Origin of the sequence: Streptomyces sp. G-G2 (assembly GCF_030063135.1) — a bacterium.
GTDB lineage: Bacteria > Actinomycetota > Actinomycetes > Streptomycetales > Streptomycetaceae > Streptomyces.
In genome coordinates this window covers 37,284-48,349 of record NZ_JASISO010000020.1, presented here as the reverse complement: position 1 = coordinate 48,349, position 11,066 = coordinate 37,284, and the positions used below count along the sequence as shown (strand labels likewise).

At 71.3% G+C, this 11,066-nt stretch carries 9 protein-coding genes and 1 riboswitch; of the genes, 3 read left to right on the top strand and 6 right to left on the bottom strand.

What is annotated here, in order from left to right:
• Positions 1-44: 44 nt before the first annotated feature.
• Positions 45-851, bottom strand: coding sequence for a tyrosine-protein phosphatase (locus tag QMF80_RS17630; RefSeq protein WP_283454317.1), 807 nt, complete (start codon positions 849-851; stop codon positions 45-47).
• 321 nt (positions 852-1,172) lie between these two features.
• Positions 1,173-1,324, top strand: a riboswitch (cyclic di-AMP (ydaO/yuaA leader).
• Between the two features lie 4 nt (positions 1,325-1,328).
• On the opposite strand from QMF80_RS17630, the gene QMF80_RS17625 reads away from it, so the two are divergent.
• Positions 1,329-2,348 carry a M23 family metallopeptidase gene (locus QMF80_RS17625; protein ID WP_283454315.1) on the top strand — a complete coding sequence of 340 codons (1,020 nt, stop codon included), beginning with the start codon at positions 1,329-1,331 and terminating at the stop codon, positions 2,346-2,348.
• A 2-nt stretch (positions 2,349-2,350) separates the two neighbouring features.
• On the top strand, positions 2,351-3,052 hold the full coding sequence (locus QMF80_RS17620) for a LuxR C-terminal-related transcriptional regulator (RefSeq protein ID WP_283454313.1): 702 nt from the start codon (positions 2,351-2,353) through the stop codon (positions 3,050-3,052).
• A 631-nt stretch (positions 3,053-3,683) separates the two neighbouring features.
• Here the strand turns inward: QMF80_RS17620 and QMF80_RS17615 are convergent.
• The 4 genes from QMF80_RS17615 to QMF80_RS17600 form a co-directional block, all read right to left on the bottom strand.
• Positions 3,684-4,283: a GTP-binding protein gene (locus tag QMF80_RS17615; protein ID WP_283454311.1), complete on the bottom strand. Its 600-nt coding sequence runs from the start codon at positions 4,281-4,283 to the stop codon at positions 3,684-3,686.
• Positions 4,270-4,545 (bottom strand): DUF742 domain-containing protein, encoded by a 276-nt coding sequence (locus tag QMF80_RS17610; protein ID WP_283454308.1) that lies wholly within the window; start codon positions 4,543-4,545, stop codon positions 4,270-4,272. The genes QMF80_RS17615 and QMF80_RS17610 overlap by 14 nt, the downstream gene beginning before the upstream one ends.
• Positions 4,546-4,640: 95 nt before the next feature.
• Positions 4,641-5,063: a roadblock/LC7 domain-containing protein gene (locus tag QMF80_RS17605; RefSeq protein ID WP_283454306.1), complete on the bottom strand. Its 423-nt coding sequence runs from the start codon at positions 5,061-5,063 to the stop codon at positions 4,641-4,643.
• Positions 5,060-7,411: a sensor histidine kinase gene (locus QMF80_RS17600; protein WP_283454304.1), complete on the bottom strand. Its 2,352-nt coding sequence runs from the start codon at positions 7,409-7,411 to the stop codon at positions 5,060-5,062. The genes QMF80_RS17605 and QMF80_RS17600 overlap by 4 nt, the downstream gene beginning before the upstream one ends.
• A gap of 350 nt (positions 7,412-7,761) precedes the next feature.
• Between QMF80_RS17600 and QMF80_RS17595 the strand changes: the two genes are divergently transcribed.
• Positions 7,762-7,914 (top strand): hypothetical protein, encoded by a 153-nt coding sequence (locus QMF80_RS17595; RefSeq protein WP_283454303.1) that lies wholly within the window; start codon positions 7,762-7,764, stop codon positions 7,912-7,914.
• Between the two features lie 281 nt (positions 7,915-8,195).
• Here the strand turns inward: QMF80_RS17595 and QMF80_RS17590 are convergent, their stop codons facing one another.
• Entirely contained in the window at positions 8,196-11,066 is a 2,871-nt protein-coding gene (locus QMF80_RS17590) for an NHLP bacteriocin export ABC transporter permease/ATPase subunit (RefSeq protein WP_283454301.1), read from the bottom strand.

Genomic DNA, 11,066 nt, shown 5'->3' with positions numbered 1-11,066 from the left:
CGGCCGGGCGGTGGGGCGGTGGGGCCGACCGGGCGCCGGGCGCGTCAGTCGAGGAGGCGGTCGCGCAGCGCCGTGAGGGTCTCGGGCGTGAGTCCGAGGCCCTCGGCGAGGTAGCGGTCGGTGCTGCCCCAGATCTCCTCAAGGGTCTCGAAGGCCGCGTACAGGTAGGCGGCGCGGGCGTCGAAGAGCGGCGCGAGCAGCTCCATCACCTCGGGGGAGCGGGCCTCGGGGGACGCGCCGCTGCGGCGCACCCGGTAGCGGCGGTGCGGGGCGTTGGACTCCAGGTAGTCGGCCACGATCGCCTCGCGCTCCACGCCGAGCGCGAGCAGGACCACGGCGATGGAGAGCCCGGCCCGGTCCTTCCCGGCCGCGCAGTGCATCAGGACCGGCACCTCGTCCTCGACCAGGGCCCGTACGACCTGGCGGTGCTCGGCGGTGCGGGTGCGCACGATCTCGCGGTAGGAGTTCGCCATCCGCCGGGCGCCCTTGCCGTCGCCGAGGACCTCGCGCAACTGGTCGAGGTCGCCGTCGCGGACCATCCGCCAGAACTCCGTTCCGTCCGCGGGGTCGGACAGCGGGAGGTTGAGGTTGCGGACCCCGGGCAGGTCGACATCGGGGCCTTCGAGGGCGTGGTCGGCGGCGTTGCGGAAGTCGAAGATGGTGTGCAGCCCGAGCGAGGCGAGGTATTCCGCGTCGGTTTCGGTGGCATGTGCGAGATGTCCGCTTCGGTAGACCTGTCCCGATCTGACCCGCCGTCCATCGGTGGTCGGGAGGCCGCCCACGTCACGGAAGTTGCGCACTCCGGTCAGTTCCGGCTCCGTGGACGGGGCCTGGGGTATCTGCTGGGTCACGGGAACTCCTCCGCGTCGTCGGGCGTGTCCGAATTGCACTGGTTGAGCGCAACTTGCCGTAAGGGGCGAGGAGATCGGGCCCGGCCCCGTGAGCCAGATCATACGGTGACCGTGAGTGTGTGATCGCGAAAGCCGAATTGCCTTGTGGGGGCGGCTGTTGTCGTCGGCGATTCGACGGAGGGTGACCGGAATTCCGTCGGGCCCTCACCCGGTCCATTCCTTCGGGGAATTCATGGCTTGTTCAGTGCGGCCGGACTGGAATACCTTTCGCGACGACCCGGATGGACCGCCTAATCCTGCCACCATCCGAAACCGCACCCGACGATCCACGCGCCCGGCAGGAGCGGGGGAACCAGGTAAGCCGCCGTTCCGCATTCGGTATCCGGAACGGCTCGGGGTGAAGCCGTGCACGCACGGCCGGACAGCTCCAGTCCGAACCCGACAGCTCACCTCGCAGGCGACGGAGAGGAATTCGCCATGCCCGCACAGGGAAAGCACCGCCGTCCCAAGTCCAGCCAGCTCAGCCGCGGCCTCGCCGTCGCCGGTACCGGCGGTGCGGCGCTCGCGCTGCCGCTGATCGGCGCCGCGGGTGCCCAGGCGGCCCCCGCCGCCGTCCCCGTTCAGGCGCGGCCCGTTCAGGTCCCGGTGGCGCTCCGGGCTCCGGCCGCGGCGCCGCTGACGACGTCCTCGGTGTACACCGTGGTTCCGGGCGACTACCTCTCCAAGATCGCCGAGCAGCGGCACCTGAGCGGTGGCTGGCAGCGGATCTACTCCGACAACCGCGAGGCCGTCGGCTCCGACCCGTCGCTGATCCACCCGGGGCTGAAGCTGACCCTGGGCGCGCGGGCCGAGGCCGCGGCCCCGACGCCGGCCGGGACCCCGGCGGAGGCACCCGCCGAACAGGCCGCCCCGGCGCCGGCCTCGCCCGCGGACGGCAGCGGCTCGGACGAGAGTGCGAGCGACGAGGGTGCGAGCGGCGGGAGCGCGGCCGACCAGGGTACGAGCGGCGAGGGCGCGGCCGACAAGGCCCCGCAGGGTTCCGGTTCCGGTTCCGGCTCCGGCACGGGCTCGGGCTCCGGCACGGTCGCGGCCTCCGGGTTCGTCGCCCCGGTCACCGCTTCCATCACCACCCAGTACCGGGCGAGCGGCAGCATGTGGTCCAGCGGTTACCACACGGGCGTCGACTTCGCCGTGGGCACCGGCACCACCGTCCACGCCGTCGGCTCGGGCACCGTGGTCTCCGCGGGATGGGGCGGCGCGTACGGCAACGAGGTCGTCATCCGGCACGCGGACGGCCGGTACTCGCAGTACGGCCACATGTCGCAGCTCTCGGTCTCGGTCGGCCAGAGCGTCTCGGCGGGCCAGAGCATCGGCCTCTCGGGTGCCACGGGCAACGTCACCGGCCCGCACCTGCACTTCGAGATCCGGACGGGCCCGGGCTACGGCACCGACATCGACCCGCTGGGCTACCTGCGCTCGAAGGGCGTGAACGTCTGAGCGTGACAGCCGCTCAGCTCAAACGCTGGGAGGACCGGGTTCAAGGCGCCCAGCTCGACCTGTTGCGCATGCGCGGACAACTGGCGGAGCTCGCGCTCGTCCACGCCGCCCGGCAGCGCACCCTCCAGGGGCCACCGCTGGAACGGATCGAGTCGGCCGCCGAGGTGCACCAGATGCTCGACCAGCAGGCCATCGCCTGCACTCAGGAGGTGCTCAGCGCCCAGCCGGGCGGCCCCCAGCCCGCCATCGAACTGGGCCGCGCCCGCGACCGGCACCAGGATCTGCTGACCCGCGGCGTCCACCTGCGCACGCTCTACCAGCACTCGGCCCGCTTCGACCCGGTGACCGTGCGATACGCGGCGGATCTGGGAGCCGAGGCCAGAACGGTAACCGGCGGCCTGACCCAATGCCTCATCTTCGACCGCACCTTGCTCGTCCTCCCCCTCCAGGACGCGACGGGCGGAGCGCTGCTTGTGCGCAGCCCGGACCAGACGAAACGATCCATCCTCCGGCATCTGGTCCAGGGTGATGACGACCGGGCCACCGCACGGGCCCTGGGCATCTCGGTGCGCACCTGCCGGCGCCACGTCTCCGACATCATGCGCCATCTGGGGCTACGAGCCGCTTCCAGCTCGGCTACCTCGCCCCCCTGCACGCGCTGCTCGAATCCGAAGGCCCGGAAACCAGTGGTACGGCCATGTTGATATCGATGTCAGCGGCTGCTCCGCCCCACCGCGGGCCGAGGCCGGCCGCGGTAGCCCGCCGACCGGGAGATCGCCGCCGCCGACTCGCCGGGTACGGACAGAGCGGGTCCCAGGGCCGGCCTCGCCAGACGAAGTCGGACGTGCTGGCGCGGGGCCCGTATGCGCCCCCGTACCACTCGCGGCGCGAGGGGGCCTCGCTCTCCCGGCGACGGTGCGGTCCCGGATCTCCGGTGTCGTCGCAGATACAGCGAGCCGATCGGGCCACGCGCGATGGGCCCTGCGCCCGGGCCGTGCCCGTCGGGCCCATCAGGCAACCACGACTCGGCGCGGTTCGTGCAGTATGCCCGGCGTACACCGCCCAGTACCGGCGACGCAGTGGAGGTGAAGGCGAGGATCCACGACGCGGCCTCGGTCCGGCGCCGGCCGGGAGGCCGCTGGACCATCCCCCCGCTGTGGTGCCCGAGGTCAGCGACCGCGGGACCCGACCAGGACCGATGCTGAGTACGCGGATCCGGGCGTAGACGGCCTCCGGGCAGGCGTCGACGATCCACAGGAGTTCCATGGCACCGGGGCGCAGATCCGGGCAGGCCTCGTCAGAGAGCCGTCGCGCTGCGCCCCTCCTGATGCACGATCAGGCGCTCGCCGCGGGTCGCGCCTCGGCGATGACCACGTCGAGAAGGGCCAGCAGGGAGTCACGGACGTCCGCACGGGAGCGGGCGTCGAGCAGGAGGACCGGCGTGGCGGGGTCGCGCAGGTGCAGCGCGGCGGCGATCTCCTCGGCGGTGTACGGCTGCTCCCCGTGGAAGCAGTTCGCGCCGACCACGAACGGTAGTCCCCGGCTCTCGAAGAAGTCGATGGCCGGGAAGCCACGGTCCAGGCGCCGCGTGTCGACGAGCACGAGTGCCCCCAGGGCCCCGTTCAGCAGGTCGTCCCACATGAACCAGAACCGCTCCTGGCCGGGTGTGCCGAACAAGTAGAGGACGACTCCGGCGTCCGCGAGGGTGATCCGGCCGAAGTCCATCGCGACGGTGGTGAGTGTCTTGGACTCGATGCCGTCGAGGTCATCGACGCCCACTCCCGCGCTCGTGAGGCGCTCCTCCGTACGCAGCGGCTCGATCTCGGAGACCGCCTCGACCAGAGTCGTCTTGCCGACTCCGAATCCACCGGCGATCAGGATCTTGACAGGGGCCGCTGCGAGGACAGGAGCGTCATCGGTGTCATATCCGGGCAAGGTTGTCCCTGATTCTCATGAGCAGGTGGACATTCGTGGTCTCGGCCCCCTCCAGAGGCGGCCGATGGTGGATCAGCCCGCGGTCCGCGAGTTCGCCGAGGAGAAGCGTCATCGGAGTGAGGCGCATGTGCATCCGTGCGGCGATCTCGGCGACCGCCAGTCCGCCCGGCGGTGCGCACATGGCGAGGATGACCTGCCATTCGGTGGGCAGGCCGCTGAGGGCGTCTTTCTCGGCGACCGCCGCCACGATCGTGGTGTCCATCGTGAGGACGGTCGCCGGAGCGGCGGCCGTACGGCCGTCGGTCAACGCGTACAGCCGTGTCCCGCGGAGGCTCCTGCGATGCGGCTCGTCCGGCATTACGACGTCGACGCGGGTGTCGACGTCGGCGCCGGGGTGCGCTCGGGGGTGCCCAGCCACTCGCCGAGCGCCTGGGCGGTCCGTACTGCCTCGCCTCCCAGCTCCCCGAGCCGTGCCTTGCGGGAGGTCACCACGATGAGCGTGCTGCCTTCCCCGCACCCGACGACGCAGAGGTACCGGTCGTCCATCTCCACGAGCTGGCGGATGACCCGGCCGCCACCGATCTCCCTGGATATCGCCTTCATCGTGGCGGCGATCCCAGAGGACGCGGCCGCGATGCGCTCCGCCTGGTCCCGCTCCAGCAGGTAGGCGCTGAGCTTGATCCCGTCGTTGGACAGGAGCACGGCTCCCTGGATGCCGGCAATCCTGCTCAGGTTGTTGTCCAGGACGCTGTAGATCATGTCGTTGGTTGTCGTCGTCATGGCTGATCCTGTCTGAGCTCTGCTTCCACTTTATGGGTCCCCTCTTCGTAGTCCGCCCAGGCGTCGGCCACCTCTTCGGGTGTCGCAGCGTCCCGGCCGGCGTCCGGCTCCGGGGCGCGGGGCCCACGGAGTTGCCGGGTGAGGTGGGTCTGCGGGACGCGCTCGGGCAGGGCCGGCCGCGCGTCGTCGCCGGGTCCGGAGCGAGCGGGCAGCGCCCGCTCGCTCCGTAGCCGTACGGGCATCGGGGCGGGAGCCGGCAGGACCTCTGGTACGGGTGCTCGCACGGGAGTGAGAACGGCGGCCGGCTCCGGATCCCGCTCGGACCCTGGCACGGGCTCCGCCGGTACCGGTACCGGTCCCGGTGCGGGCACTGGCATCCGCTCCGTCTTCCGTTCGGTCGGCACCAGCAGCTCGCTCGGCAGGAACACCACGGCCGCCGTCCCCCCGTACACCGAGCGCCGCAGCGTGACCCGCGCCTGGAGCTTTTCCCCCAGGTGGCCCACCACGAAGAGCCCCAGCCGGTGCGCGTTCTCCGCGAGGACGGAGTAAGGCGGCGCAGTGTGCAGTCGCCGGTTCATCTCCTCGTACCCGGCTGACGCCATGCGCGGTCCGCGGTCCTCGATCTCGACCAACAGCCCGTCCGCCACCAGTTCGGCGCGCACGACCACCTTCGACCGCGGGGGCGAGAAACGGGTCGCGTTGTCCAGCAGCTCTGCCAGCAGGTGGCTGATCTGGCTGATGACGTGCGGCTGCACGCTCGTCTCGTCCAGCGCCTGGCGTTCGATCCGCCGGAAGTCCTCGACCTCCGCGGCGGCTTCGCGCAGCAGGTCGGCAACGCGCATGGGCTCGGTGTGCGGGTCAGGGATCTCGCCACCGGCGAGGATGAGCAGGTTCTCGATCTGGCGCCGCATTCCCACCGTCAATTGGTCGGACCGCATCAACTGGGCCAAGAGCGCCTCGTCGTGGCCGAAGGTGTCCTGGAGGTCCTCGGTCAGGCTCAGCTGGCGGCTGACGAGGTTTCCGGTGCGCGAGGCGATGCCCGAGGCGAACAGGCCGAAGCCGTGCCGCTCGGCCGCGAGCTGCCGGTGCCCTTCGACGGACACGGCGACGACCCGGGCGAACGCGTCACTGATCCGTCCGACCTCATCCTCGTGTCCGCCCACGGACGGCAACGCCTCGGCGTCGACGGCCTGCCCGCGCTGGAGTCGGGCCACCACCTCGGGCAGTGTCTCCTCGGCGATGGCGACCGTACGGGTGTGCAGGCGACTCAGCCGGCGCAGCGCCGACCGCGTGGTGAGGACGACGACCACCGCGACCACCAGCAAGGCGCCGCCGCTGGCCCCGATCAGCCAGTAGACCTTGGTCTCCAGCTCGGAGGCCTTCGCGTCGGCGTGCGCGAGCACGCTCCGCGACCGCTCCGCGCTGAGCGCGGCCAACTGCGGCGCGAACGTGTCGTGCGCGGGACGCCAGCCTGCGACCTCGGGCGGCAGCTTCACTCCGGACGCGGTGTCCTGGTGGTCGGCGACGACCGCGCTCTCGATGCGGAGCTTGGTCTGCCAGGCGTCCGAACTGGTGAGCTTGTCGTACGACGCCTGTTCCGCGGGCGGCAGGTACGGCACGATCCAGGTGTCGTACAGGTACCGGTGGGTACCGACAGCGTCGAAGAACTCCGAGAACCCGGTGGACGCCAGCTCCCTGGATGGCCCGGCCAGCGCGAGCGCCGCGTCCTCGCGCGCGACCATCTCGACCGCAGAGAACGAGGCGACGACGGGCCGGCTCTCCTGGGCGAGTTCGACGTCCTCCACATGGCTGAATTCATCCTGATACACGCGGATGATGTAGCCGATCACGCCGGTGTAGTAGCCGACTGCCTGTTCGGCGCTACCGTTGTGGGCGTCCGCGCGCTTGCGGTACGCAATCAGCTGGTCGAGCCTGCCGCTCAGCTCGTCAATGTGCCCGTCGACCTGCCCGGAATGCTGTATACCGCCGCTACGGCTACTGCTACTTCCTGAGAGCCGCCGGAACTCCGCCACCGCACGGTCCGTCGCTGCCCGCTCCTCGCGCAGGTCGTCGCCGGTAACGGGGGTGCCCGCCCACCGCGCCGCCGTCATCGTCCGCTCGGCCTGCAGCTCGTTCATGAGCCCGACCAGCGGTACGCCGATCCGCTCGCCGGCCTCCACGTCGGTGCGCAGGTGCTCCGACTGGGCCAGCAACCGCTGGGCGGTCACGGCCACCTGAGCCCCCATCGCCACGGTCGGGACGACGGCCAGCCAGACCAGCATCGTACGCAGGCGCACGGTGTGGCGGCGCCGAACGGGCGGCGGGCTCGGTGGGCCTTCGAGTTCCATCGGAGACATTCGTCCTCGGGAGCGGCGGAACAGGGACGGGCCCACAGGCGGCCGGGCACGGCCTCGGGGGAGGGGCATGAGGGAACTGCCGACGCGGCCCTGTGGGGCGAGAGTACCGATCATATCCAGCCAATCCGAATAAACGGAGAGCTTACTTCTCCACCAATACGTGGTAGGGGCGCCGCGATGTCACCGGTCGGAGTCCACATCGCCGCTGCACCGCACTGTCCGCTACATCTGCCGCCCCGTGCGTGGCGATCTGTTCCACGGCGCGAGTGGTGGCGTCATCACCGGGTTCGCAGCCGGTGCACCCGGGGCCTGACGACAGTGCGCCCCCTACGCGCCGGCTGATGGCCGTCATCCCCCACCGCCCGCCGCTCCCCGAGGGCAACCGGGGCGCGGCGGGCGTCACCCTCCTTGAGCGGGTGCCCGGCCCGGAGGTTCCGCTGCTGCGTGCGGCTTTCCTGACCGAACTGCCCGCCCCCTACGAGTTCCACGAGTAGCCGCACCCCGACCTGTAGGCGGCGGGCCTGCGAGCGGCTTCGGCACCGTCGACTGGCGGCCCGTCACCACCCCGTCGGCCGACGGACACCACGGGCCTCCCGACACCCGGCGGCCTTGGCACCTCGAAGCACCGCACTCGGCGCCGTTCAGAGGCGCGCCTGCGTCTCTCCTCCCAGGCCGCAGGACGTCGACCGCGCCCGACGGTGCTATCCGCCAGGACGATACGGGGCGCCAGCCCGGAGCCTACGATGATTCGCCACTTCGGTCAGCTCTCTCCCGGTCACCTGATCTGACGGCGGACCAGTTCGCGGAAGGGGCCGCGCGTATCCGCGAGGAGTTCAGCCGGCGGCCCCTGCTGGACGACCCGCCCCTCCGACATGACGATGACCCGGTCCGCGTCCATGACCGTGGAGAGCCGATGGGCGATCACGATGCGGGTGGAGCGCAGGGCGCGGGTGGACTCGATCACCACGCGCTGGGCTTCGTTGTCCAGCGCGCTGGTGGCCTCGTCCAGGAGAAGGACGCGCGGCTTGCGGATGAGGGCCTGGGCGATCATCATCCGCTGGCGCTGGCCACCCGAGACGCTGCCGCCGCCGTCGGACAGCATGGTGTGCATGCCCATGGGCATGGCCTTGACGTCCTCGGCCAGGCCCGCCATCGCGGCAGCCTCCCACGCCTCCTCGAGCGAAAACGTCTCGGCGCCGCAGATGCAGTCGAGGATCGAGCCGGAGAAGGGCTGTGCGCTCTGCAGGACGACGCCGCACTGCCGACGCACGGCCGCCTGGTCGAGCGCCGCCAGATCCTGGCCGTCGTACAGCACGCTGCCGGAGAGGGGCTTGTCGAAGCCGATCAGCAGTCGCACCAGTGTCGACTTGCCACATCCGCTGGCCCCGACGATCGCGACGAACTCGCCCGGCCGCACCTGGAACGACACGTCGTCGAGTACGAGCGGGCCGTCGTCGGTGTACCGGTAGGACAGCTTCTTCGCCTCGATGGCGCCACTGAGCGCGCCTGGCTGAGTGCGGGAGCCGCATGCCTCGGGGGTCTCCTCGAGGAGGGGCTTGATCTGCTCGAACATCGGCTGCACGGCGGCGGCCGAGATGAGCGCTCCGGTCAGCTGGGTGACCGAGCCCAGCATCATCGTCACGGCGGTGCTGAAGGTGAGGAACTCACTGGCGGACATGCTGCCGCGGGCAGGTCCGGCCAACAGCATGAACATCACGAGCGTGCACAGCGGCAGATAGACCGCGTTGAGTACCGTGATGACGTTCTTGATCCGGCCGATGCGCTGCTGCAGTTCGCGCGTGCGGGCGAACTCCCTTGCCCAGGCCGCGTAGGCGAAGCTCTCGGCCGCCGCCACGCGCAGCTTGGGCAGCCCTCGCAGCGTCTGGAACGCCTGGTTGTTGAGTGTGTTGCCGAGCTTGATCAGTTGTCGCTGATAGCGCAGCTGCCACAGCCCCAGGCCGAGGAAGACCGTGGCGATGACGAGGAGCATGGCGACCGCCGCCATCGCCAGCGGAACGCTGTAGACGAGCAGCAGCACGAGGTTCATCGCGGCCACGGTGCTCGCCTGTACGGCCACCGGGCCGATACCGGCCAGCACGCGCCGGATGGCGCTGATGCCCATGGCCGCGCCGGCCAGTTCGCCGGTGGAGCGACCCGCGAAGAACCTCGTCGGCAGCCGCAGCAGGCGGTCCCATACGGCCGGCTGCAGGGTGGCCTCGATACGGCCCTCCATGCGGAGGATGGAGATGTTCTGGAGCAGCATGAACGCGGCCGAGAGAACGCTGGTCGCGATGAGCGCCAGAGCGGTCTGCGCGATGAGGCTGTCCTCGGCGTGGGGTACGTACTCGCCGAGCACCCTGCCGGTGGCAACGGGTACGAGGGCGCCCAGGACGACAGCGACCAGCCCGCCCAAGGCGATGCTGCGCAGCTCCTTGCCGGTGCCGCGCACGCTGAAGCGCAGCAGCCTCAGCAAGCCGAGCCGCCCGTCGGGCAGCGGGCGGTAGAGCATGACGGCGCGCGGTTCGAAGGCTGCCTCATTGGCCTTTCCCAAACGCTCCCGCGCGCCGGTGGCGGGGTCCACGGCCTCGTATCCACCGCGCCGCCACAGCAGCGCGACCGGTGTCCCGTCCTCCTCGCGCCGGCCCACCAGGGGCCCGCTGTCCTCCCGCCACCAGCGGCCGCCGAGCCGGACGCTGCGTGTGCGGATGCGCGAGGCGAGCGCGATGCGTTCGACGGGGTCGGTCTGCGCGGCGGTGGTGGCCGGGCCGGGCTCGGACAGGGTGATGCCCGCTTCGGCGGCGACCAGGCGGCAGGCGGCGAAGGTCGCGTCGTCGCCGGCGCCGCGACGGGAACTCCCGCGGGAGCGGCCGATGGAGGCGAGCAGCGCTCGGTCCGCCTGGGTGCGGGCAACCTCGCCGGCCTCGATACCGGCCGCCGTGCGGTCCTCGTGGGCCCGCTCCAGTTGCTCGATCCAGTCGTCCAGGGCGTACAGCAGCCGGTACTGCTGGTCCACCATGCCCTGCCACATCGCCCCGTCGACGAGGAGCGCCCCGACCGTGTCGTACCCCTCGTACGCGGCGCCGTACTGGATGCTGCCCGGGGGGATCCGCATCCACAGGATGTCGTCGTCCGCCCCGCCCTGGCGGGCGGTGGTCCGGCTCTCCAACGGCGCCTGGTAGAGCGTGCGCAGGCCGCGGCCGATGCCGAGCGCGAAGGCGTACTCGAGGGGGCTCAGCGGCGCGGCGGGGGCGCCGTACCGACCCTGGTCGTACCACTGCGCGTCGTACGGCCCGTCGTACTCGGGGCGGTACAGCTCGTGCAGCTCGATGCGGCGCAGCCGGCAGCCGTGCAGGGGCCGACCCAGCAGGGTGTGTTCGGGGCCCTCGGGCGGCCCGAGCAGCAGCGTGCCCGCCTCCAGCCGACCCAGGAAATGCCAGTGTCCCAGCTGCGCGACGTCGACCGCGAACAGATCCAGTTCGCCGTCCACGACGAGCCACATCACGAGCGGACCCTCCAGGGACAGGCCGCGCGTGTCTGCGCAGTCGACCTCCGAGCCGAGTCCGCCCAGGGCCGCTACGACCGGGTCGGGGGCCGGGACCGGGCCCGGCTGTGCGGCGGTGACCGTGGCGTGGTGCGGGGACGTCAC

What these genes read in the sequence shown, in the direction of transcription:
- QMF80_RS17600 (WP_283454304.1), bottom strand. Translation starts at nt 7,411, where the DNA reads ATGGAACTCGAAGGCCCACCGAGCCCGCCGCCCGTTCGGCGCCGCCAC.
- QMF80_RS17625 (WP_283454315.1), top strand. Translation starts at nt 1,329, where the DNA reads ATGCCCGCACAGGGAAAGCACCGCCGTCCCAAGTCCAGCCAGCTCAGC.
- QMF80_RS17595 (WP_283454303.1), top strand. Translation starts at nt 7,762, where the DNA reads ATGGCCGTCATCCCCCACCGCCCGCCGCTCCCCGAGGGCAACCGGGGC.
- QMF80_RS17610 (WP_283454308.1), bottom strand. Translation starts at nt 4,545, where the DNA reads ATGGACACCACGATCGTGGCGGCGGTCGCCGAGAAAGACGCCCTCAGC.
- QMF80_RS17605 (WP_283454306.1), bottom strand. Translation starts at nt 5,063, where the DNA reads ATGACGACGACAACCAACGACATGATCTACAGCGTCCTGGACAACAAC.